This is a genomic window from Phyllobacterium brassicacearum, from assembly GCF_003010955.1.
In the GTDB taxonomy this organism is placed as follows: domain Bacteria; phylum Pseudomonadota; class Alphaproteobacteria; order Rhizobiales; family Rhizobiaceae; genus Phyllobacterium; species Phyllobacterium brassicacearum.
Map to the genome: position 1 here is coordinate 14,858 of NZ_PGGO01000003.1, position 22,920 is coordinate 37,777.

The following is a 22,920-nucleotide window of genomic DNA, read 5'->3' on the forward strand; positions in this document are numbered from 1 at the left end:
AACTTCGATCTGATTAACGCGAATAGAATTCGACAACCAGGTTCGGTTCCATCTGTACAGCGTAAGGCACATCGGAGAAGGCCGGAACGCGGTTGTACTTGGCAACCATCTTGTTGTGATCGACTTCGAGATATTCAGGAACATCGCGCTCAGCCAGCTGAACCGATTCCAGAACGATCACGAGCTGCTTCGACTTCTCGCGCACTTCGATCACATCGCCAGCCTTGCAGATGTAGGACTGGATGTTGGTGCGGCGGCCGTTGACGTTGACATGGCCGTGGTTGACGAACTGACGCGCTGCGAAGATCGTCGGAACGAACTTTGCGCGGTACACGATCGCATCAAGACGCGACTCGAGCAGACCGATGAGCTGTTCGCCGGTGTCGCCCTTGCGGCGAGCGGCTTCTTCATAGGTCTTGCGGAACTGCTTTTCCGAAATGTCGCCGTAGAAGCCCTTGAGCTTCTGCTTTGCGCGCAGCTGCACACCGAAGTCGGAGAGCTTGCTCTTGCGGCGCTGGCCGTGCTGGCCGGGGCCATATTCACGACGGTTGACCGGGGACTTCGGACGGCCCCAGATGTTCTCGCCGAGACGGCGGTCAATTTTATACTTGGACGATTCGCGCTTGCTCATCGCATTTCCTTTCAAAAAAACCAAACCTGGGCTTACACCCGGGTTCAAGGAAACGCGCCCTCCTCTGCCTTCCGTTTTCGAAGACTGACAGAATGACCCACGCACGCTTTGCGAGATCACTCACGGGACACGTCAAATGAAACGCAGAGCTCGTTCAAGCCCTGCGCTGGGGTGGCTTCTAGTGTGAAGGTTTCATGATGTCAAGCTAGGTCTGTTGGTATTCACGCGCTGACGGCTCTGCAAATGATGTTTTTTCTAGACCCGCATGTTTCAGCGGATCACATAAATTGAAACCGATGCCGTATTTCACACGTTAAGCTGCCACCTCAACAGGAGTAGAGCCGGTAATGACCCTATTCTCGCGGCAATCGCGTTGCTCGACATTCGTCCTTCTATCCCTCACAGCCTGTATTGCAAGCGCGACCCTCATCAGTTCCACCGATGATGCGGATGCGCGGCACAGACGCGGACACCGGGCGAAGGTGGTACGGGCCCCGCAACCGCCGGCTATTGCACTGCCTGCTGTTCCGCCGCTGCCAACGGACAATCCGCGCGCTGCCGCTCCGGAAGCGCCCAAGCCGGTGGAAAAGCCTGCCGAGGAAATGCAAAAAGCCGATCCGCAGACACCCTTGCCCGACCAAAAACCTGCCCCGGAGGCCAAACCGGCAGAGAAGCCCAAGGAGCCACCAAAGCCAGGCGAGCAATTCGGCCCGAATCCGCTGCCCAAACAGGGTGCGGCTGGCAAGGACGAACATGAGGAAATTGTCGAAAAGGCCGATCCTTCGATTTCGCCCGACCGCGTTTACCAGAATGCCTGCCCTGCCCTCATGAACGGCGAGGTCAAGGGCGAACTCATTGCGCCCTTGTCCGAAGGCATGTGCGGCGAGCGCTCGCCACTGAAGATCACGGCTATCGGCAAGGACAATCCAGTGAAGCTGGCGGCGCCGATCACCACCAATTGCGCGATGGCGGGATCGCTGGCGACGTGGGTGATTGAAATACAAAAAGAGGCGCAGGCGAATTTCGGGGCCGAGATCGAGAGCATCACGACCGGTTCTGACTACCAGTGCCGCAAGGTCAATAATGGCCACAAGGGCCGCGTTTCGGAACATGCCTTCGCCAATGCTGTCGACATCGTCTCTTTCAAGTTCAAGAACGGCAAGACAACGGAACTTGGTTCAGGCTGGAAGGGCAAGCCAGAAGAGCAGACCTTCTGGCGAGCGTTGCACAAGGCAAGTTGCGACCGCTTCATGACTGTCATCGGGCCGGACGGCGATGCGGCCCATCAGGGCAATCTGCATCTCGACCTCGGCTGTCATGGGAGAAAATGCGAGGCGCGCCTCTGCCAGTGAGAGTGCGCGCCTTGACTGATCAGTGCTTGGTCTTCTTCTTTGGCAGATTCTTGCGGTCGGTTTCAGCAAACTCTTCCAGCTGCTTTTCGCTCATCGAGTCGTACATGCTTTTCGACGCACCCTTGAGCGCGCTCTTCCTGGTCTGGCCGCGCTTGGCCGACAGCGCTGCGCCAGCTGCCTTCTGCTGGGCCTGGGATTTTGCAGGCATCGTCATTCTCCCTGTGAGAGGTTGCACAGGTTGGGAAACGCGGAGGATGGGTGGGGGTTCCAGCAAGCTCAAACGTTGATCGCCTCTTGGCGTGTTTTCCTGCTAATCCGCGCGTGCCTCATCAAACACTTTCCGGGCGGCGCGCAGATGATCGCGGTTTTTCACCGCCCAATCTCCCAGCGCGCCTATCGGAACGGCAATCGAATGGCCGATTTCCGTCAGCGCGTAGGTTACCTCGGGCGGTGAGGTCGGCTTGACCGTGCGCGTGACCAGCCCGTCGCGCTCCAGCGAGCGCAGCGTCACGGTCAGCATGCGCTGTGAGATACCTTCGATCATCCGTCGCAGCACATTGAACCGGCGCGGCCCGGATTGCAGGTTGATGATGGTCAAAAGGCTCCAGGAATCGCCGATGATGTCGAGCACTTCGCGCATCGGACAGGAGCTGCCATCCCATTCCATCGCCGGCGTGGTTGCCAACAGAGGCGTATCGCCTTGGGTCTTTGCGTGAATGCTCATGTCGGTCCTCATCAACGCGCTCGGGGCGGTTACTTTCGTGTGCCCTGAAACGGAAAAAGTGCGTTCTTCTCAAGCCAGGGGTTCTAGCATAGATGGTTATTATTAGTAACCAGAAAACGATGCGTACCCGCATCAAAGGAGAGACTGATGAAAATCGCATTGATTGGCGCCACCGGCTTTGTCGGGCAGGAAATCCTCAAGGAAGCCGTCTCGCGCGGCGACAGCGTCACAGCGCTGGTGCGCAACCCGGACAAGGTGGAAAAGCTGGCCGGGGTCACGGCAATCGAGGCTGATGCCCTGAACACGGCGGACTTGGCTAGCAAGCTCAAGGGCCACGACATCGTTGTCTCTGCTTATAATCCCGGCTGGGGCAATCCCGATATCAAGGCCATTCACATTGCGGCCAGCAAATCCATTGCCGAGGCAACGAAGCAGGCGGGGGTCGGCCGGTTGATTGTCATCGGCGGCGCCGGCAGCCTTTATGCACCTGATGGCTCGCAATTTGTCGATGGCGAAGGCTTCCCGGCCGAATACAAGGAAGGCGCACTCGGCGCACGCCAGGCGCTGAACGACCTGCGCGGCGAGACTGAACTCGACTGGAGCTTCGTATCGCCGCCGTTCCATCTGGCGCCTGGACCGCGCACAGGCAACTACCGGCTCGGCAAGGACAATCCGGTGTTCGACGCCGAGGGCAACAGCGCGATCAGCGCCAGCGATCTGGCGGTGGCGATTATGGATGAGGCGAACACGCCAAAGCACGCCAAACAGCGGTTTACTGTGGGTTATTAACGTCAACAGTCGATGCCGATGATCTCTCCCCCGCAAGGGGGAGATAAGGAGCGGCATCTGCTCTCCAGTCCAGTTTCCTTTTTGTGCCTCGGCAACCGCAACGTGCGTTCTTCCCATGGCGTCATCCTGCGCTTAACTATGCAGCAAAGTTTAACGCAAGGTATGACCATGGAACTCGGCATCTATACATTTGCAGGGATGAGCCCTGATCCTGCGACTGGCGTCGCCATCAGTGCGCAGCAGCGCATGCAAAACCTCATCGAGGAGATGATGCTCGCCGATGAGGTCGGGCTCGACGTGTTCGGCATTGGCGAACATCACCGCCCGGATTTCGTCATCTCGACACCGGCCGTTGCATTGGCGGCCGGCGCCTCGCGGACGAAGAATATCCGACTGACCAGCGCAGTAACGGTGCTGAGTTCCGACGATCCGGTACGGGTTTTCCAGGAATATGCGACGCTCGACCTGATCTCCTCCGGCCGCGCCGAAATCATGGCCGGACGTGGCTCGTTCATCGAATCCTTTCCGTTGTTCGGCTATGACCTCAACGATTATGACGAGCTGTTTGCCGAAAAACTCGACCTGCTCCTGAAACTGCGAACCAGCGAACGCGTAACATGGAGCGGTGATTTTCGCGCGCCGATCGACAATCTCGCCATTTATCCGCGTCCGCTGCAGGATCCCCTGCCCGTCTGGATCGCCGTAGGCGGCACGCCGGCATCGGTGGTCCGCGCCGGAACGCTCGGCCTGCCGCTGGCCGTGGCGATCATCGGCGGCGAACCGCATCGCTTTGCACCGCTGTTGGAACTTTATCGCAAGTCGGGCGCCAAGGCGGGACATGCGCCGGAAACGCTGAAAGTCAGCATCAATTCGCATGGCTATATCGCGGAGAATTCGCAAGCCGCGTCTGACGAATACTGGCCGTCATACGAGGTGGTGATGAACAAGATCGGCCGCGAGCGCGGCTGGCCGCCAAGCAATCGCGCCCAATTCGAAGCCGGGCGCTCCATGCGCGGCGCGCTGCTCGTCGGTTCACCGCAGGAGATCATCGACAAGATCATGCTGCAGCACAGCTATTTCCAGCACGACCGCTTCATGCTGCAGATCGACCTCGGCAGCCTGCCTCATGCGAACACTCTGAAGGCCATCGAGCTTTATGGCACCAACGTCGCGCCGGTGATCCGGAAGGAGCTGGGTGGAGCCACGGGGAGCAAGACCGGCAAAGACGTCGCCATCGCCGGGATTGATGCGGTTCGAATTTGACATTTGAGTCCTGCCGGGCAGCAATGCTCGTGTTCAAATGTCAAATTCCACTAGAATCCAATAATTTGCCAGTTGTCCTTTGATTCTGACATTCGCAAAAAGGGTCCTGCAAACATGGGATGCGAATTGTCAGAATCGGACCACTAGTGTAACACGACAGGCGGCTTGGCAGCGTCCACGGGCCGACCATCGTAGAACGCATCGAGCGTCTTTTTTGCTTGAGCGCGTGCCTTGTTATCATCGAAGAACATGTGCCCGCCTTCGTAGAGCGCGACCGGGACGCTGCCTGCCAAGCCGGCGCCGGCGAGATCAAGTTCTGTCTGGTGAAAGGGCGTCAGCAGGTCATAATAACCGTGTAAGGCAAGCGCCCTTACCGTCGAGTCGTTCTCCAAAGTCGCGACCAAGTCCGGAAGTCCTGCAGTTTGTGCTCGCGCTCAAATTTCCAATGGGCGCGTATGCTGTCATCGCGCAGCATATAGAGCGAAGCGTTGTGATAGTTGAACATCTCAGGCAGGGCAGTCTTGATTGCATCCGCAAACCCTGCACCGGTATAGAGCGCAGCGGGAGTGCTGCCAAAATTGGAGATGTTCGCCCGAGCGTCAAAGAAACCGAGGTTCGAGCCCGGAACAAGTTTGTTCGGGAATTGAACCGGAGACACTTCAAACTCATACAGCCAATCAGTATCGAGCCCGGTGATGCTCGTCATATCCTTGAAGAAGTTTTAAACCGGCCGGCGTCTGCGCATAGTCCCGCCACGCCGGAGTCAAGGCTCTCTCGACCTCCTGTTTGGCGTTGGCGACAAATTGCTTGAGCGCGTCAAATGGATCAGCCGTGAATGCTTCGACGAAACGGGCCCGCTCCGCAGGGGTAGCAACAAGCAGATTTGCAAGTTCGGTAGCCTTGCTGCTGGCATTCTGCTTCGTGTCGACATTGAGCGCCCACTCACGGGCACTGGCAGGGTTCTGCCAGATACCGGTCAGCTTGCCGTATTGGCGACTGGCTTCGGCATAGGCCGCCTTGGCCCTGGTAAGCATCGGCGTGTACCAGATCTTTCGTGCAGGATTGTACTTTTCGGTGACAAAAGCTCGTAACGTTTCAATGTACTCCAGGGGAGACGCCGTCCCCCGCCTGGTGCTCAGCCCGTGGTAGTCAGCCGCCATGGCGTAGGATGGCAAATATCCCGCACAGCCGATATCCACGGTCTGGCTGCAGTTCGTACCGAGGTCGAGAATCGGCGAACCCAGCACGAGCTCCGACAGAGTGACAGGCTTCCTGCCGGTGTTGTCAGGATCGAAATTGCTCCTTTCCGCGGCGACGAGCAGATTGGCGACGATGGGCAGGCGGATGCCATCATAGGATTCGCCATAGAGATATTTCGGCGAGCTTTGGCGGAGGTAACGATTGACGAAGCGCACGACAAAGTCCCGATTTATCTGCGCATCGGCCTCCATGCCCCAGAAGTCGCTGTTCCTGTAGGGCGCAATGGCCTGCGACAGACCCGTTCCAGGCGGATCGACAAAAACGAGATCAGTCTTGTCCAGCAGCGTTTCGGCATTATCGACCCACGAAAAGCCTTTCGTCTCGCTTTTCGAAAGATCCTTGACGACATCGGAAGCTGTGATCTTGAGCCGTTTCGGCGCCCACGAGCCCAGATGCAGCCAGGCCGAGGAATACCCTGGACCACCGTTCCAGAAGAACGTCACCGGGCGATTTTCTCTCGGCAAGTCCTCCCTGGTATAAGCGATATAGAATATGGAGGCCTGCGCTACGTTCACCGCCGGATGCTCGGTATCCTTGCGCGCATAGGCAATGAGGTGGCCGGCAGCGGCAGTGTATCTGACCAGTTTGCCATTGATCATGATCCGGTGATTCTTGACAGCCGGCGTCTCGTCGACAGTTGCAAGCGGAAGGCTCGCATCTGCTGCGGCGCTGTAGACGTTCTTGTCTCTCACTACGTTGTTTTCGGGTGGGTTACCTGCGCATTCACCTTCTCCAATTCAGCCTTTGCATTGGCCAGATCAGAAAAAGTACCATCCGCTTCGTTGTTCGTGGAAGAGTCCGAGCCATTACAGGCGGAAAGGCCAAGGGCGGCCGCAAGCAATAAATAACGAAAATTCATAAGTGCTCGCTGAAAATCTCAAAAAGCAACTTTTGGCGGCGGCAGGTTGTGCGGTCAATTCGACGATAGTCGCAAACTGTCTATTTTTTTATCGAATGACGCTCATGAGGCAATTTTAGGCAATCACGCCTGTGGCAAGCCCGAAGCCCTGCAAAAGGCGGCGGGTCGGGAAATCCGGATTGCCCGATGTGAAGACCGCAATGTCGTCGCCATGTTCGGGTTCAACTCCTGTTCCATTCGGCGTGAGCAGTGACAGGGCCCGCCGGGCGATCGCCTCGGCCGGGTCGAGCCAGTCCACCGGCCAGGGCGCAAGGCGCCGGAACACATTGACAAGGAGCGGATAATGCGTGCAGGCGAGCACGACGATGTCCGTACGCGCACCATCCTTTTCGTAGAAGCAAGGCGCAATCTCCGCGCGTATCGCTTCATCGTCGATCAACTCGCCGCGCATATGCATTTCGGCCATCCGGGCAAGACTTTGGCTGCCGACCAGGCGCACGTGGCATTTCGTGGCAAAGGACTGGATGAGATCGCGCGTATACGCACGCTTCACCGTGCCCGGCGTCGCCAGCACGCTGATCAGTCCGGATGAGGTGCGCTCCGCCGCGGGCTTTATCGCCGGAACCGTGCCAACGAAAGGTACGGATGGAAAGACGCGGCGCAAATCTTCGAGCACAAGGGTCGAGGCGGTATTGCAGGGGATTATCACGAGCTCCGGATCGTACTTCCCGATAAAACCATCAATCAAGCCGACGATCCGCTGTTTCAGTGCCTCCTCTTCCCAGTCGCCATAGGGAAAGCCGGCATCGTCGGCGATATAGACAAAGCGCCGGTCCGGAATGAGCACGCGCGCTTCGCGCAGCACCGTCAAGCCGCCGATCCCGCTGTCAAAGGCAATGATCGGGCGGTCGTTGGATTGTCCGTCATTCATCGTTTGATGAATCCTCGTTCGACGTTTGAGTGACGGCAGGCTTCTCGCGCTTGCGCCCCTCGGGCGCGCCGGAACCGCGCGGCGTCTTCGGACTGAAATAATCGAGCGAGACAAGAACGCCGCGCAGAAGTTTCAGTTCGGAATCAGAAAAGCCTGCCCTTGTGAGCACGCCGCGCAGATTGTTGACCATGATCTCCTTGCGCGCCATCGGCCGGAAGTAGCCGCGCGCCTGCAGCGCGTCTTCGAGGTGATTGAAGAAGCCTTGCAGCTGCTCCTTTGGCGCCGGCTCCAGCTCCGGCCCGCGAAACGCAGTATCCGTGTGCTTCTCGAGACCTGATTTCATCCACTCATAGGACATGAGCAAAACCGCCTGTGCAATGTTCAGCGACGAGAATGCCGGGTTGACCGGAAACGTCACCAACTCATCGGCAAGGCTGACTTCGTCATTATTGAGGCCGATGCGTTCGCGCCCGAAAAGAATTCCGGTCTTCTCGCCCTTGTTGAAGCGCTGGCGCAGGGTTTGTCCGGCTTCGACAGGTCCGCGCACCTGCTTGAAGGCATCGCGCTCACGCGCCGTCGTCGCGTAGACGAAATTGAGATCCTTGATCGCCGACGGCAAATCATCAAAAACCTGCGCCGCATCGATGATGTGATCGGCGCGGCTGGCAGCTGAACGCGCCTTGTCGTTGGGGAATTCCTCGCGCGGCTTGACCAGGCGCAGCTCCGCCAGACCGAAATTTGCCATGGCGCGCGCAACCATGCCGATGTTTTCCGGCAATTGCGGTTCGACCAGAATGATCGCCGGGCCTTCGGCGATAAGGGTGCGCTGTCTGTCTGTACCGGCCATTTTTGATCCTTGAACTCTTTGGTGTCCTCATAGCCCGCGTTTTTTTGATGGGCAATGGTCGATGCCGGCGGTATCTGGGAGAGAAAGCGATTTCAGCATCTTAGCGTCAGCTAAGTGCTAGAAATCGCAAGAGAGGGGATTTTTGGGCCAGAGCACTATCCCCTCGCTTGGATTTTCCAAGGATTTGGCAAGGGCTAAATCCAGGAAAATCCTTTCTCCCCCCCAAGGGGGGAGATAAACCGCATCCTCACTTTGCGTTCTGCAATCGCGGTGCTATAGGGGCGCGAACCCTCACTTTAATCCCATGCTGACACCCACATGCAGCAAAACAGAGGCTGACACTCCATGGCTAAGATCAAGGTTGCAAATCCGGTCGTCGAGCTCGATGGCGACGAGATGACTCGCATCATCTGGCAATATATCAAGGAAAAGCTGATCCATCCTTACCTCGACATCGACCTGAAATATTATGATCTTGGCATCGAGCACCGTGATGCGACCAATGACCAGGTGACGATCGATGCGGCCAATGCGATCAAGCAATATGGCGTCGGCGTCAAATGCGCCACGATCACCCCGGACGAGCAGCGCGTTGAGGAATTCGGCCTGAAGAAGATGTGGAAGTCGCCCAACGGCACGATCCGCAACATTCTCGGCGGCGTCATCTTCCGCGAGCCGATCATTGCCAAGAACGTGCCGCGCCTGGTTCCGGGCTGGACGCAGCCGATCATCGTTGGCCGTCATGCTTTCGGTGACCAGTACCGCGCCACCGATTTCAAGTTCCCCGGCAAGGGCAAGCTGTCGATCAAATTCGTCGGCGACGATGGCGAGACCATCGAACACGAAGTCTATGATGCGCCGGGTGCCGGCGTTGCGATGGCCATGTACAATCTCGACGACTCGATCCGCGATTTCGCCCATGCCTCGTTCAACTATGCCTATAACCGCGGCGTTCCCTGCTATCTGTCGACTAAGAACACCATCCTCAAGGCCTATGACGGCCGCTTCAAGGATATCTTCCAGGAAGTGTTCGACGCCGAATTCAAGGACAAGTTCGCATCAAAGAAGATCACCTATGAGCACCGCCTGATCGACGACATGGTCGCTTCGGCGCTGAAGTGGTCCGGCGGTTATGTCTGGGCCTGCAAGAACTACGACGGCGACGTGCAGTCGGACATCGTGGCACAGGGCTTTGGCTCGCTCGGCCTGATGACCTCGGTGCTGATGACGCCGGATGGCCAGACCGTGGAAGCCGAAGCCGCGCACGGCACCGTGACGCGCCACTATCGCCAGCACCAGAAGGGCGAAGAGACCTCGACCAACTCCATCGCCTCCATTTTTGCCTGGACGCGCGGACTTGCGCACCGCGCCAAGCTCGACGGCAATGCCGACCTCAACCGCTTTGCCAATACGCTCGAGAAGGTCTGCGTCGATACGGTAGAAGCCGGCTACATGACCAAGGACCTGGCACTACTGATCGGTCCGGACCAGCCCTGGCTCTCGACCACAGGCTTCCTCGACAAGATCAACGAGAACCTGTCGAAGGCCATGGCTGCCTGAGCAACCGCTTCATCAAGATAGTTGAAAAGTCCCGGTTTTCCGGGGCTTTTTGTTATTTGCCGAACTGAAGGTATTATGCTTGCGCATCGAAACGGGAGGACGAGCCATGACCAAGCAGCAGTTCTTTTTCCGCCTGATCCCACCACGGCCGAATTTTGCCGAGGACATGGACGACGATGAACAGGAGCTGATGCGGCAGCACGTCACCTATATGAGCGAGTATTTCGAGGCGGGAACCGTGCTCGCCTATGGTCCGGTGCAAGACCCAGAAGGCTGGTTCGGCATTGCACTGCTCGAGGTTTTGCATCAGGACGAGGCGGTGCAGTTCGCCGAAAATGACCCATCCGTACTCGCCGGGCTCAACAGCTACAGCATCGCGCCGATGCACATTGCAGCCGCACAGAGTCCGCGGGAAACCTAGAGGAAGCGTCTCGCCATCTAAAGATCCTCGCCGACTTTCTCCGGCGCGGCATCCGTCGTGGCAGGCGCAGCCGCTATCGGTGGAGTGGGCTTGAGTCTGCTTTTCATATCGAGCACCGTACGGAACGTCCGAGTCGGGATTTTGCCGACAACCTTGCCTGCTCTGCCAACCAGTTCGAATTCGAAACCGTTTGACGCTGCAGCGACAAAATCAGTTTCATCATCGATACGACGCCCTGTTCGACGTTCATCGGCATGCAAGGCGGGATGGGGCACGGCATTTTCTCATCAATGCCTTTTGCGTAGTCGAATTGCTTTCCATAACTCCATGCTTCCAGGATTCTCAACCTTCGAGGGCTCTGGAAGCTCGTCTTAAGGCCAAAACCCGCTTTTGAGGAATAGACCGGCTGTGCGTGGAGGGCCTCAATAAGACCGAAATATGCGATCACGTCTGCCCCATAGATGATATCGGCACCCATATGCACATCTCTGACGACTGCTGGTGTCTGGCATGCACTCAACATCACCGCAAGCGGTAAGACCATCGCGATAGGAAAGCGCAATATCCGTTTCACGGTCTCTCCAGACATAACTCCAACGCCCATCCACATCCTGCCCGTCCAAAGACGGGCTGGCATGAAATGGATGGCTCGCGGTCAACTAAAAGCAAATCATGGAACTGTCAGGCCTGGTTCATAATACTATATAAATTTCAGCTATTGTACCAATGAATATCAACACAACAGTGATATTGTTCCACGCATCATCAGAACTATCAAGTATCACGCCATAGGAAATTAGTATAAAAAACCAATTAGAATCCAATAACAACTTCAAATACAGTATCCCAGCCGCGACACACGCGGCTGGTGCAGTCTAAACCGATAAGAAATCAGCCGGCCAAGGCTTCGCGCACGGCCGAAACGGCTTCTTCAGCCTTTGACCCATCCGGGCCACCGGCCTGGGCCATGTCGGGCCGGCCGCCACCGCCTGCCCCGCCAAGGGCTGCGGACGCAACGCGGACGAGATCGACAGCGCTGAACTTGGCCGTTAGATCGTCGGTGACCCCAACGACGGCGCTGGCCTTGCCGTCATCCGAGACGCCGATGAAGGTGACGACGCCGGAGCCGACAGTCTTCTTCGCATCATCCGCGAGCGGCTTCAGATCGCGTGGATTGACGCCAGAGACCACCTTGCCGATGAAGCCGACGCCATTGACCGTTTCGGACTGCGCGCCACCAGCGGCGGAACCGCCACCCAGCGCCAATTGCTTGCGCGCCTCGGTGAGTTCGCGTTCAAGTTTGCGGCGCTCGTCGATCAATGCTGTGACACGCGACAGGGCATCGGCAGGCGAAGCCTTCAGCGCGCCGGCAATCGCCTTGACGCGGTCGTCCTGCTCTTCGAGATAACGGCGGGCTGCCTCGCCTGTCAGAGCTTCGAGACGGCGCACTCCAGCAGCGACCGCGCCTTCGGAGACAACGCGGATCAAGCCGATATCGCCCGTGGCGCGCACATGCGTGCCGCCGCAGAGTTCTGTCGAATAGCTCTTGCCTTCCTTGTTGCCATGCAGCGCCGTGCCCATGGAAACGACGCGCACCTCATCGCCATATTTTTCGCCGAACAGCGCCATGGCGCCTTCGGCAATCGCGTCGTCAACGGCCATCAGGCGCGTCGTCACAGGCGCATTCTGCAACACAATCTCGTTAGCGAGATCCTCGATGACAGCAAGCTCCTTGTCCGAAATCGGCTTCGGATGCGAGAAGTCGAAACGCAGCCTATCGGGCGCAACAAGCGAACCCTTCTGGGCAACATGCGTGCCCAGGGTTTCGCGCAAGGCTTCGTGCAGCAGATGGGTTGCCGAATGATTGGAGCGGATGCGGGTGCGGCGCGTGCTGTCGACGGTAAGTTCGACAGCCGCATCGACCTTGACGGTACCCTTGGTTACCTTGCCAATGTGGACGAAAACGCCGTCATTCTTCTTCTGCGTATCGGTGATCGTCACGCTGAAGCCATCGCCGGAGATGATGCCCGTATCGCCCTGCTGGCCACCGGATTCGCCATAGAATGGCGTCTGGTTGACGACGATCGAGACGTCCGTCCCTTCTTCCGCGCTTGTCACCAGCTTGCCGTTCTGGACCAGGGCGGTGATGATGCCTTCGGTCTTTTCCGTCTCATAGCCGAGGAAGTCGGTTGCACCCAACTTGTCGCGCACGGAGAACCACACCGTTTCCGTTGCCGCATCGCCGGAACCCGCCCAGCTTGCGCGGGCTTCGGCCTTCTGCCGCTCCATGGCGGCATCAAAGCCATCCGTATCCACGGCAATGCCACGCTGGCGCAGCGCATCCTGCGTCAGGTCAAGCGGGAAGCCATAAGTATCGTAAAGCTTGAAGGCCGTCTCGCCGTCGAGCTTGTCACCATCGCTCAAGTTCTCCGTGGCGTCGCCGAGCAGGCCAAGACCACGCTCCAGCGTCTTGCGGAAGCGCGTTTCTTCAAGTTTCAAAGTCTCGGAGATCAATGACTCGGCGCGGATGAGTTCCGGATAGGCCTGGCCCATCTCGCGCACGAGCGCCGGCAGCAGCCGCCACATCAACGGCTCCTTAGCCCCGAGCAGCTGCGCGTGGCGCATGGCGCGGCGCATGATACGGCGCAGCACATAGCCGCGGCCCTCATTGGACGGCAGAACGCCATCGGCAATGAGGAAGCTCGACGAGCGCAGGTGATCGGCGATCACCCGGTGGCTTGCGCGGAACTTGCCCTCGGCCTTGACGCCGGTCGCCTCTTCCGACGCGTGGATCAGCGTCTGGAACAGATCGATATCGTAATTGTCATGCTTGCCCTGCAAGACCGCAGCGAGACGCTCCAGGCCCATGCCGGTATCGATGGACGGACGCGGCAGGTCGATCCGCTCCTCCTTCGTTACCTGCTCAAACTGCATAAAGACGAGGTTCCAGATCTCGATGAAGCGGTCGCCATCTTCGTCGGCGCTGCCGGGAGGCCCGCCCCAGATGCCTTCACCATGGTCGTAGAAGATTTCGGAACATGGGCCGCAAGGACCGGTATCGCCCATCGCCCAGAAATTATCACTCGTCGCAATGCGGATGATGCGCTCTTCAGGCAGGCCAGCGATCTTCTTCCAGAAACCGGCAGCGGCATCGTCGGTGTGATAGACGGTGACCGTGAGCTTATCCTTCGGAAGACCGAATTCCTTGGTGATCAGGTTCCAGGCAAGCGATATCGCCTCTTCCTTGAAATAGTCACCAAAGGAGAAATTGCCGAGCATTTCGAAGAATGTGTGGTGACGCGCGGTATAGCCGACATTGTCGAGGTCGTTGTGTTTGCCACCGGCACGCACGCATTTCTGCGAAGTCGTGGCTCGGTTATAGGGGCGCTGTTCGATGCCGGTAAAGACGTTTTTGAACTGGACCATGCCCGCATTGGTGAACATCAGCGTCGGGTCGTTGCGCGGCACGAGCGGGCTCGACGCCACGATCTCATGGCCATTCTTCTTGAAATAGTTCAGAAATGTCGACCGGATCTCGTTGACGCCACTCATGTTTCTTGCCTCTGACTTCTTTTTATCCAAAGCGGAATTGGCCCCTTGCTGACGCAAACGGGCGGAACGCAACGCTTGTAGCGACGCGGTTGCAAACTGTCCAGAAAATCCGGCTGAAATGGATGTTACCTAAGAACGCCAAACGGTCGTGCGCGGTTCGACAAACTCACCATGAGGGATGGTGTGGTTGGCACGAGCGGCGGAGCACCCAAACATGGGACTGGCATGACCGAAAAACCCGCAACCAGGACCTGGATGCGGGTTGATGTCAAAACCGGAAATGGTGTGGCCTTGCCTGCAGGTCAGCCTTCGGCGGCGTCGGGACCGTCGTCCTCGACATCATCAGGCCCTTTGTCCAGCATCTGCTCGGCGATAAGACCGGCATTTTGGCGCAGCGCCAGCTCGATCTCATTGGCGATCTCGGGGTTTTCCTTGAGGAAAAGTTTTGCATTGTCGCGGCCCTGGCCGAGACGCTGCGAATTATAGGAGAACCACGAGCCGGATTTTTCGACAATGCCAGCCTTGACGCCGAGATCGACGAGTTCACCGGTCTTGGAAACGCCTTCGCCATACATGATGTCGAATTCGACCTGCTTGAAGGGTGGCGCCAGCTTGTTCTTGACGACCTTCACGCGGGTCTGGTTGCCGACGACCTCATCGCGTTCCTTCAGCGATCCGATGCGGCGGATATCGAGGCGCACGGAGGCATAGAACTTCAACGCATTGCCACCCGTCGTGGTTTCGGGCGAACCGAACATGACGCCGATCTTCATGCGGATCTGGTTGATGAAGATGACCATGCAGTTCGAACGCGAGATGGAAGCGGTCAGCTTGCGCAGCGCCTGGCTCATCAATCGCGCCTGCAGGCCGGGCAGCGAATCGCCCATCTCGCCTTCGATTTCAGCGCGGGGCGTGAGTGCGGCGACCGAGTCGACGACCAGCACATCGATGGCACCGGAACGCACGAGCGTATCGGTGATCTCCAGCGCTTGCTCACCGGTATCCGGCTGCGAGATCAGGAGGTTTTCAAGGTCAACACCGAGCTTGCGGGCATAGACCGGATCGAGCGCATGTTCGGCATCGACGAAGGCGCAAATGCCGCCCTTCTTCTGCGCCTCGGCAATGGTGTGCAGGGCAAGTGTCGTCTTGCCCGAGCTCTCCGGCCCGTAAATTTCAACGATGCGGCCCTTCGGCAAACCGCCGACGCCAAGGGCAATATCCAGTGACAGCGAGCCGGTCGGGACCGTTTCGATCTCCACCACCTGCTCATTGCGGCCAAGCCGCATGATCGACCCTTTACCAAAGGCTCTCTCGATCTGGGACAATGCCGCATCCAGAGCTTTCGTTTTATCCACTGAATTACCCTCAACCAACCGCAAAGAATTTTGAGCCATGTTACACTACCCCTGTGCTATCCATGAAGTACGGATGTTCCTCAACATGAATTTATTTGTATCTGTTTTGTTCTTGTTTGGCAACTGGCATAACCCGTTGTAAAATAATCATAACCGAAAAATGTTCGCAAAATGTTCCTTTTGTCAGGATGATATGCCGCAGAGCTTATTCATAGGCGAATCTGCGGTGGAACAACGGAGCAGCCAGCGCAGGTTCGAATCGGTTGCGTGATTGCGTCTCCCCGTCCGGCGTTCTAGGACAAGAGCCAAACGAAGGCCTCACAACTTGAAGTTTTACCCGGACAAGCAATCAACCATGACCTCAGCCAATCAACTGCTGCTCTTTGCTGTCGGCGGCGCTCATCTCGATCGGCGCGGCCAGAGTATCGTGCCTTTCGTGCCGGGGGCATCGAACCCCGGCATCATGCGCGAGGAACCGGGCGGCGGCGTGTTCAATGCGCTGCGGCTGATCGTCCAGCGCGGTGTGGCGGCCGAACTCCTCTCGGTGCGCGGCGGCGACAGGACCGGCGAACTGATTGGCGATGCGATCCAGAAGGCCGGAATCAAGGACGGATCGGCCGTCTATATGGACCGCGCAACGCCGAGCTATACTGCCATCCTCGACGAGCACGGCGATGTGGTTGCGGGCATAGCCGACATGGAGCTTTATGAAGTTGCGCTGCCAAGGCAATTGCTGCGGCGCAAGGTGCGAGATTCCGTCACCACAGCCGATGCCATCTTCTGCGACGCGAACCTGCCTTCAGATGCGTTGCAGCGGCTGGCGGACTTGGCCGGCGGGCGGCCGCTATTTGCGCTGGCGATTTCCCCGGCCAAGGTTGAACGGCTGCGGCCGATCTTCGGCAATCTCACCTGCCTGTTCATGAACCGGCGCGAAGCACGGGCGCTGACGGGCCTTGGGCCGGAGGCGCCACTGCCCGGCATATATGCGGCGTTGCGCGCACAGGGCTTGAACGGCGCTATTGTCAGCAACGGTAGCAATGCCGCCCTCGCCTTTTTCGGCGATCACGCGTATTCCATCCAGCCGCCAGCCGTGGACGGCATCGCCGATGTGACCGGCGCGGGCGATGCGCTGGCCGGTGGCACCATCGCCGCATTGATGCGCGGCACAGCATTTCATGTGGCAGTGAGGGAAGGTATAGCCGCGTCCATGCTGACATTGCAGACCCACTCGGCAAGCGCGCATTTTTCGCCACAGGAATTCGATCGTGCACTTGCGTGCATCCCGGCTGTGGTGCCCCTAGGCTGACATAAAAGGAAACGACCATGGCAACCAAAGCCCTCAACCCCTTCACCGACATCACTCCCGAGGTGAGCCAAGCGCTGGATGCCGGCAAACCGGTGGTTGCGTTGGAAAGCACGATCATCACCCACGGCATGCCCTACCCGGACAACAGCCGCATGGCGGCGGATGTCGAGGCCATCATTGCCGAGGAAGGAGCGGTCCCCGCGACCATCGCGATTGTCGACGGCCGGCTGAAGATCGGCCTCACCGCCGCAGAACGCGAGGCTCTGGCGCAGGTCAAGGGCGCGATGAAACTCTCGCGCGCGGATCTTGCCTTTGCACTCTCGGAAGGCCGCACCGGTGGCACCACCGTCGCCGCGACGATGCTGGCGGCGCACCTTGCCGGCATCAAGGTTTTCGCAACCGGCGGTATTGGCGGCGTTCACAAGGGCGCCGAGCTGAGCTTTGATATTTCCGCCGACCTCGAGGAGCTTGGCCGCACACCGGTCATCGTCGTTTCGGCCGGGGCGAAGGCGATTCTGGATATCGAGAAAACGCTGGAAGTGCTTGAAACCAAAGGCGTCCCGGTTATCGTCCACGGCTCGGACGTGCTGCCGGCCTTCTGGTCGCGGCAAGCAATTTTCAATGGGGCGCCCGTGAAGGCGCCTCTGCGGCTCGACAGTGCGGAGGCGATTGCAAAATTCCAGGCGGCACGTGATGCCATCGGCGTCGTCGGCGGCATGCTGATTGCCAATCCGATCCCCGCGGTGAGTGAAATTCCGGCGGAGATCATGGGCGGGCACATCCGCGAGGCGATCTCCCGCGCCACGAAAAATGGCGTCACCGGCAAGGCAGTGACGCCATATCTTCTCAGCGAAATGCTCGACATCACCAAGGGCGAAAGCCTCAAGGCGAACATTGCCCTCGTCGAGAACAATGCGCGCCTTGCAGCAAAAATCGCAGTGGCTCTGTCTGCAATTAAGTAAGCGGCGCGATCGAGAGCTCGACGCGGCGGTTCTGGGCGCGGCCGGCCTCGGAGGCATTGGTCGCGATCGGCTGCGTCGGGCCATAGCCCTGGACGGCAAAGCGGCGGTTGTCGATGCCCTGCTGCGTCAGGTAGTTGGAAACCGAGAGCGCGCGCCGCTCTGACAGGAGCTGGTTATGCTGCAGGCTGCCGGTGGAGTCCGTATGGCCGGCGACATCGACAATGGTCTGGTTAAACTTGCGCAGGACGATGGCAACGGAGTTTAGCGTCTCGTAGAACTGCGGCTTAACCTGGTCCTGATCGGTGTTGAAGGTGATGTTGGATGGCATGTTGAGGATGATCCGGTCGCCATTGCGTGTGACCGAAACGCCGGTGCCCTGCAGCTGCGCGCGCAGCTCCGATTCCTGGCGATCCATGTAATTGCCGATGGCGCCACCGCCGAGCGCACCGATGCCCGCGCCGATCAGCGCATTGCGGCGGTCGTTGCCGCCCGCCAGCATGCCAAGGCCGGCACCTGCCAGCGCGCCGAGCGCAACGCCGCCAGCGGTGTTCGACACCTTCTGCCGGCCGGTATAGGGGTCGGTCGTCGTGCAGCCCGCAAGAAAGGAAGCTGCAAGGCAGCTGATGGCAATTTTCTTCATCATGGAATCAGGTCCCCGGTTGGATGTCGACGGGAATATACAAGCGATTCGGGCAAAAGAAGGGAGAGGAAATCGGGAAATGACGCGGGGTGGATATTTCACTGCCGCGCATGCTCCGCGGCGCATCATTCTGGTCAGCCGGCCTCGTTCCCATCTATCCCGATGGCGTTTATCCTGCTGGTGGCGAGTTCGATGAATGCCTTGACCAGCGGCGAAAGATGCCGGCTGCTCGGGTAGACGACATACAGGCCGCCAGACAGGCTCGTGTAGTCATCGAGAACGCGGCGTAGCCGGCCGTCCCCGATGGCCGGTGCGGCCATCGCGTGGGGCAGCAGAGCGACACCGAAGCCCGCTATCGCAGCGGCAAACACGGCCTGCATCTCATTGGCAGCGAAGCGTCCAGCCACAGCAACCGTCTCCTCACCATGCGGCCCTTTCAGTAACCAGTGCGCATTGTCGGTCAGAGGGCCTGCGACGATACAAAGATGGTGTGCGAGATCGGCCGGCCGTTCCGGTTCGCCGCAACGCGCAAGATAATCCGGGCTGGCGCACAGGATTCGAAGCGCGGAACCGAGCTTTCGGGCGATCAAGGTGGAGTCCGGGAGAATTCCGGTACGGAATGCGAGGTCGATGCCATGCTCCACGAGATTGAGTTTCTCGTCAGTCAGGTGCAACTCGACCTTGGTCTTCGGATGTGACGCCAGGAAATCAAACACAGCACCCGTCAGGAAATAATCGCCAAAGCCGACGGGAGCCGATATGCGCATTGTGCCTGACGGCTCCGCCCTCGCCTCTGCCAGACGCAGATTGGCATCCTCGATTGTCCGTAGCGCCTGACTGCTCTGCTCGTAATAGTGGCGGCCCGCGTCGGTCATGTTGAGGCTGCGTGTCGTGCGTTGAAGCAGACGGACTCCAACTTCGCGTTCAAGCGCGGCAATACGGCGGCTGACCGTCGTCTTGGGCATGCCGAGCAGGCGCGCAGCAGCTGTGAAGCTACCCGCCTCGACGACCCGAGCGAAGACCAAGATATCGTTGAGATCAAGCATTATATTCGATTTTGGGACGATGTTTCCCAATTATAGACTATTATGCATCAATGTGCGAGGCCCTATTTTTGTTCCACTGAAACAACAGGAGCAAAATCATGAGCACGAAACGAAAGGTTCTGGTGAGCGGAGCAACCGGCCAACAAGGTGGGGCCGTTGCGCGAGCATTGCTTTCCAGGGGACATCACGTCAGGGCGCTGACCCGCAAACCCGAGACCGACGCGGCGCGGCGTTTGGCTTCGGCAGGCGCTGAAGTGGTGGCTGGCGATCTCGGCGAACCGGCGTCCATTCTGCAGGCCGCAAAGGGCGTCGACACCATGTTCTTGATGGGCAACAGCTACGAGGCCGGAACGGAGGAAGAGGCCCGTCAAGGAATCATCGCCGCAAATGCGGCAAAGGCTGCCGGCATCGGACATCTGATCTATTCGTCGGTTGGCGATGCCAACAAGAAGACCGGCATCCCGCATTTCGAAAGCAAATATCTCGTTGAGAAACATGTGGCCGGGCTCGGCATCCCCTATACGATCAGCGCGCCGGTCGCTTTCATGGACAATACCGTCGGCCCGTGGTCAATCGACGGCCTGCGCAAGGGGATCCATGCCGCTGCATTGTCGCCAGAGCGCGTCCTGCAGATGGTAGCCGTGGCGGACATTGGCGCATTCGTCGCCGCCCTGGCAGAGCGCCGCGAACAGGTCTTCGGCAAGCGTTTCGACATTGCCGGGGACGAACTGTCCGGCGAAGCGCAGGCAAAAATCCTGTCGCAGGCTATCGGCCGGCCGGTCACCTATCAGGAAATTCCTGTTGCCGCACTGCGCCAGCAAAGCGAGGATGCGGCGCTGATGTTCGAATGGTTTGATCGCGTCGGATACGATGCCGACATCGCTGCATTGCGCAAGGATTTTCCCGAGGTCCGCTGGCACAGTTACGCCGACTGGGCGCGCGCGTTCGACTGGAGCATTCTCGAACAGACGCCCTCTGCCGGCTGAGCTGAGGCGGCAATCTCCCGATGATGGAGCGGATCAGCTGCAACGGGCAAGCTGATCCGTTTTCCAACCACGAGGCACCGCATAAGTCGATCAAACTGCAGAATATTCAATCCCCCTGACGCGCGCCATCGCAAAGGCATCGGCATAACGTCCGTCTTTGAAGGCATTGGCCTTCAATACGCCCTCAGTCTCGAAACCGAATTTCTCGTAGAGCCGGATGGCAGGGGTATTGTCGGTAAAGACCGTCAGTTCGATGCGCTTGATATTCAGCCAGTTGTCCGCCGCATCGATCAGGGCGCCAAGCAGAGCCTTGCCGATGCCCCTGCCTGCGAAGTCATCATGCACGCCCATGCCAAGAAATGCCGCGTGCGCCCGCCTTCCGTCGAACCGGTGCAGACCGGCAAGGCCGACGATACGTCCGTCGATCTCGGCGACGATGCTCAGCGTATTCGTACCGTGGCCCTCAAGCCACTTTCGCGTTTGTTCCAGACTTTGAAAGGGCAGACGCAAGGTTCCGGCGCGGTAGCGCGGCAGGTTCGACAGCACTGTTATCTGCTCGAGATCGGTAAGGCGGGTGGCACGAATGGATAATCCGGCCGCGTCGGCTTGTGTTACAGGTTGATCAGGCATCTGGCTCTCCATCTTTGAGGAGGAGAGCAAGATCAAAACCCTGCTCGCCTCAGTGGCAGGGTCTGGTGAATGTTTGCGGCCGATTCAGCGCAACAGCTTTCCACCGCCCTGCAGGGGACGACGAGATAAGCCATCATGGTGATCGGGCGATTTGTCATAGCCCATCATTCGCTTTTCGTTTTGAGATTTCAAGAAGACACGGAACCTGAGGCCAGTCCGAGTTAAAGAATTTTCATAAGCGTTGCCAGAAGACCAGATCCAACAGTCATCATCACGCCAAGGCGCAACATCAATGTATGGTTAATTGCAGCAACCGCAGCTGCCAGATCGGATTTGGTGCCGGGTTCGGACATCATGAAATCCCTCGCAACTCGGCATAGGCTTCTGCGTGCTGCTGGTCTATCCCACCCGCACGCAACCGTTTGGATAACCAAGAGTATGAAAAGCCATTGCCATCGTCATGCGCTTTCTGATTGCGTCGATCAACAGATTTTCACAACTGCTTCAACAGTTTCAATTCAACTTTTGACTCGTTTTCTCAACTTCGCTGGAATTTGACGATCACCAACCTGAACTCATCTGCCGCATGCCGATCCAACCATACCCCGAAGCCACACCACAACGTCACCAAAACCAGAGCATCTTGAAATACCTTCACAAACCTTGTTGTGTTAGTGCTCGCTCGACGATGTGTTATCGAGTTGAACATTGGACTTTGGTCAAACCAGCTTGCGGGAGGAAATATCAGTGACATTGAACAGACGCACTATTCTAGGCTTGGCGATCGGTTCGCTAATCGCATCGGTATTCCCGGCGGCAGCGGAAACGTTCCCCGAGCGCACGATCACGCTGGTGGTGCCTTTCGCTGCCGGTGGTTCGACTGACCTTGTTTCCCGTCTTGTGGCGGCAAGCATGTCGAAGACCCTCGGACAGCAGGTGATCGTCGAGAACGTTGGCGGCGCCGGCGGCAATCTCGGAGCTGGTCAAGTCGCCAGAGCGGAGCCAGACGGCTACACGATCCTCATGGGAACCGTTGCAACCCATGCGCTCAATCCACTGATGCTGAAGACAAAGCCCTATGATCCTATCGAGGATTTCGCGCCCGTTTCACTCCTGGTCCTTGTGCCCAATGTCCTGGTCGTCAACCCGCAATTGCCGGTTAACAACGTGAAAGAACTGATTCAGCTCCTCAAGGACAATCCTGACAAATACTCCTACGCATCGTCCGGCAACGGCACGCCGCTGCATTTATCCGGCGAACTTTTCAAAAGCATGGCTGGGGTCACGATGGAACACATTCCCTACAAGGGATCGGGTCCGGCCTTGAATGACGTTATCGGCAATCAGGTGCCCATCATGTTTGACAACCTTCCGTCCTCCTCGGGTCACATCAAAGCAGGTACCCTAAAAGCCCTCGGCGTTACGACAAAGGAGAGAGCCCCGTCCTTTCCCGACCTTCCGACGGTCGCTGAAGCCGTGCCGGGTTATGAGACCTACACCTGGAACGCATTCTTTGCGCCCGCGGGAACGCCGCCCGAGGTCGTCGCCCGCCTCAACGAAGCGGCCAAAGCGGCGTTGGCCGATCCCGAGGTCATTGCTCGTATGAAGGATTTCAGTGCAACCATCGTCGGCTCGACACCGGATGAATTGGCCTCTCACGTAAAGGCAGAAATTCAGAAATGGGAGCCTGTGGTCAAAAGCACCGGCGTAACACTGGATTGACGACGCCGCTGTAACTGGACTTTGGTTAACCTTCTGGGCCGCTTGCCAACTTCAAGCGGCCCGGGGGTGACCCGTATGCGCTGC

General features: G+C 58.3%; 23 protein-coding genes. 9 read left to right on the forward strand and 14 right to left on the reverse strand.

From position 1 onward, the window contains the following. Positions 1–13 precede the first annotated feature (13 nt). Complete coding sequence (gene rpsD, locus CU102_RS05240; protein WP_106709996.1) at positions 14–631, reverse strand: 30S ribosomal protein S4; 618 nt, start codon at positions 629–631, stop codon at positions 14–16. Between the two features lie 347 nt (positions 632–978). On the opposite strand from rpsD, the gene CU102_RS05245 reads away from it, so the two are divergent. After that, on the forward strand, positions 979–1,983 hold the full coding sequence (locus tag CU102_RS05245; protein WP_106709997.1) for an extensin family protein: 1,005 nt from the start codon (positions 979–981) through the stop codon (positions 1,981–1,983). A gap of 19 nt (positions 1,984–2,002) precedes the next feature. Here CU102_RS05245 and CU102_RS05250 read toward each other — a convergent pair whose 3' ends face one another. Then, positions 2,003–2,191 carry a DUF3008 family protein gene (locus CU102_RS05250; protein ID WP_106710301.1) on the reverse strand — a complete coding sequence of 63 codons (189 nt, stop codon included), beginning with the start codon at positions 2,189–2,191 and terminating at the stop codon, positions 2,003–2,005. Positions 2,192–2,293: 102 nt separating this feature from the next. Next, positions 2,294–2,707: a winged helix-turn-helix transcriptional regulator gene (locus tag CU102_RS05255; RefSeq protein WP_166648315.1), complete on the reverse strand. Its 414-nt coding sequence runs from the start codon at positions 2,705–2,707 to the stop codon at positions 2,294–2,296. A gap of 147 nt (positions 2,708–2,854) precedes the next feature. Here CU102_RS05255 and CU102_RS05260 point away from each other — a divergent pair, with 147 nt between their 5' ends. Both CU102_RS05260 and CU102_RS05265 read left to right on the forward strand, forming a co-directional pair. Next, entirely contained in the window at positions 2,855–3,496 is a 642-nt protein-coding gene (locus CU102_RS05260; RefSeq protein WP_208113791.1) for an NAD(P)-dependent oxidoreductase, read from the forward strand. A 168-nt stretch (positions 3,497–3,664) separates the two neighbouring features. Continuing rightward, positions 3,665–4,759, forward strand: coding sequence for an LLM class flavin-dependent oxidoreductase (locus CU102_RS05265; RefSeq protein WP_106710302.1), 1,095 nt, complete (start codon positions 3,665–3,667; stop codon positions 4,757–4,759). A 143-nt stretch (positions 4,760–4,902) separates the two neighbouring features. On the opposite strand, the gene CU102_RS05270 is transcribed toward CU102_RS05265, so the two are convergent. From CU102_RS05270 to CU102_RS05290, 4 genes are all read right to left on the reverse strand, one after another. Next, a complete protein-coding gene (locus tag CU102_RS05270; protein ID WP_133624394.1) occupies positions 4,903–5,163 on the reverse strand; it encodes a hypothetical protein in 261 nt (86 codons plus the stop codon). 273 nt (positions 5,164–5,436) lie between these two features. Continuing rightward, entirely contained in the window at positions 5,437–6,711 is a 1,275-nt protein-coding gene (locus CU102_RS05280) for a S10 family serine carboxypeptidase-like protein (protein ID WP_106710002.1), read from the reverse strand. A 282-nt stretch (positions 6,712–6,993) separates the two neighbouring features. After that, positions 6,994–7,809: a glutamate racemase gene (murI, locus tag CU102_RS05285; RefSeq protein ID WP_106710003.1), complete on the reverse strand. Its 816-nt coding sequence runs from the start codon at positions 7,807–7,809 to the stop codon at positions 6,994–6,996. Then, positions 7,802–8,656, reverse strand: a complete 855-nt coding sequence (locus CU102_RS05290) for an RNA methyltransferase (RefSeq protein WP_106710004.1) — start codon at positions 8,654–8,656, stop codon at positions 7,802–7,804. The genes murI and CU102_RS05290 overlap by 8 nt, the downstream gene beginning before the upstream one ends. Positions 8,657–9,001: 345 nt before the next feature. Here CU102_RS05290 and CU102_RS05295 point away from each other — a divergent pair, with 345 nt between their 5' ends. Together CU102_RS05295 and CU102_RS05300 are read left to right on the forward strand one after the other, a co-directional pair. After that, the gene (locus CU102_RS05295) at positions 9,002–10,216 is read left to right on the forward strand and encodes an NADP-dependent isocitrate dehydrogenase (RefSeq protein ID WP_106710005.1); all 1,215 of its coding nucleotides are present in this window, start codon (positions 9,002–9,004) and stop codon (positions 10,214–10,216) included. A gap of 106 nt (positions 10,217–10,322) precedes the next feature. Continuing rightward, complete coding sequence (locus tag CU102_RS05300) at positions 10,323–10,637, forward strand: YciI family protein (protein WP_106710006.1); 315 nt, start codon at positions 10,323–10,325, stop codon at positions 10,635–10,637. 17 nt (positions 10,638–10,654) lie between these two features. On the opposite strand, the gene CU102_RS05305 is transcribed toward CU102_RS05300, so the two are convergent. The 3 genes from CU102_RS05305 to recA form a co-directional block, all read right to left on the reverse strand. After that, positions 10,655–10,912 carry a hypothetical protein gene (locus CU102_RS05305; RefSeq protein ID WP_133624398.1) on the reverse strand — a complete coding sequence of 86 codons (258 nt, stop codon included), beginning with the start codon at positions 10,910–10,912 and terminating at the stop codon, positions 10,655–10,657. 616 nt (positions 10,913–11,528) lie between these two features. After that, positions 11,529–14,189, reverse strand: a complete 2,661-nt coding sequence (gene alaS / locus CU102_RS05310) for an alanine--tRNA ligase (protein WP_106710008.1) — start codon at positions 14,187–14,189, stop codon at positions 11,529–11,531. A 302-nt stretch (positions 14,190–14,491) separates the two neighbouring features. After that, the gene (gene recA, locus CU102_RS05315) at positions 14,492–15,583 is read right to left on the reverse strand and encodes a recombinase RecA (RefSeq protein WP_106710009.1); all 1,092 of its coding nucleotides are present in this window, start codon (positions 15,581–15,583) and stop codon (positions 14,492–14,494) included. A 316-nt stretch (positions 15,584–15,899) separates the two neighbouring features. On the opposite strand from recA, the gene CU102_RS05320 reads away from it, so the two are divergent. Together CU102_RS05320 and CU102_RS05325 are read left to right on the forward strand one after the other, a co-directional pair. Then, entirely contained in the window at positions 15,900–16,850 is a 951-nt protein-coding gene (locus CU102_RS05320; protein WP_106710010.1) for a carbohydrate kinase family protein, read from the forward strand. 17 nt (positions 16,851–16,867) lie between these two features. Beyond that, on the forward strand, positions 16,868–17,812 hold the full coding sequence (locus CU102_RS05325; protein ID WP_106710011.1) for a pseudouridine-5'-phosphate glycosidase: 945 nt from the start codon (positions 16,868–16,870) through the stop codon (positions 17,810–17,812). Here the strand turns inward: CU102_RS05325 and CU102_RS05330 are convergent. Beyond that, complete coding sequence (locus tag CU102_RS05330) at positions 17,805–18,455, reverse strand: YiaD family glycine zipper/OmpA-like lipoprotein (protein WP_106710012.1); 651 nt, start codon at positions 18,453–18,455, stop codon at positions 17,805–17,807. The two genes, CU102_RS05325 and CU102_RS05330, sit on opposite strands and share 8 nt — an antisense overlap. Before the next feature lie 131 nt (positions 18,456–18,586). Then, a complete protein-coding gene (locus tag CU102_RS05335; RefSeq protein ID WP_106710013.1) occupies positions 18,587–19,498 on the reverse strand; it encodes a LysR family transcriptional regulator in 912 nt (303 codons plus the stop codon). A gap of 98 nt (positions 19,499–19,596) precedes the next feature. Between CU102_RS05335 and CU102_RS05340 the strand changes: the two genes are divergently transcribed. Further along, a complete protein-coding gene (locus CU102_RS05340; RefSeq protein ID WP_106710014.1) occupies positions 19,597–20,484 on the forward strand; it encodes an NmrA/HSCARG family protein in 888 nt (295 codons plus the stop codon). 90 nt (positions 20,485–20,574) lie between these two features. Here CU102_RS05340 and CU102_RS05345 read toward each other — a convergent pair whose 3' ends face one another. After that, positions 20,575–21,114 carry a GNAT family N-acetyltransferase gene (locus CU102_RS05345; RefSeq protein ID WP_106710303.1) on the reverse strand — a complete coding sequence of 180 codons (540 nt, stop codon included), beginning with the start codon at positions 21,112–21,114 and terminating at the stop codon, positions 20,575–20,577. 221 nt (positions 21,115–21,335) lie between these two features. Continuing rightward, positions 21,336–21,470, reverse strand: coding sequence for a hypothetical protein (locus CU102_RS30780; RefSeq protein ID WP_280951877.1), 135 nt, complete (start codon positions 21,468–21,470; stop codon positions 21,336–21,338). A 391-nt stretch (positions 21,471–21,861) separates the two neighbouring features. On the opposite strand from CU102_RS30780, the gene CU102_RS05355 reads away from it, so the two are divergent. Continuing rightward, positions 21,862–22,836, forward strand: coding sequence for a Bug family tripartite tricarboxylate transporter substrate binding protein (locus tag CU102_RS05355; RefSeq protein WP_425351523.1), 975 nt, complete (start codon positions 21,862–21,864; stop codon positions 22,834–22,836). Positions 22,837–22,920: the final 84 nt, after the last annotated feature.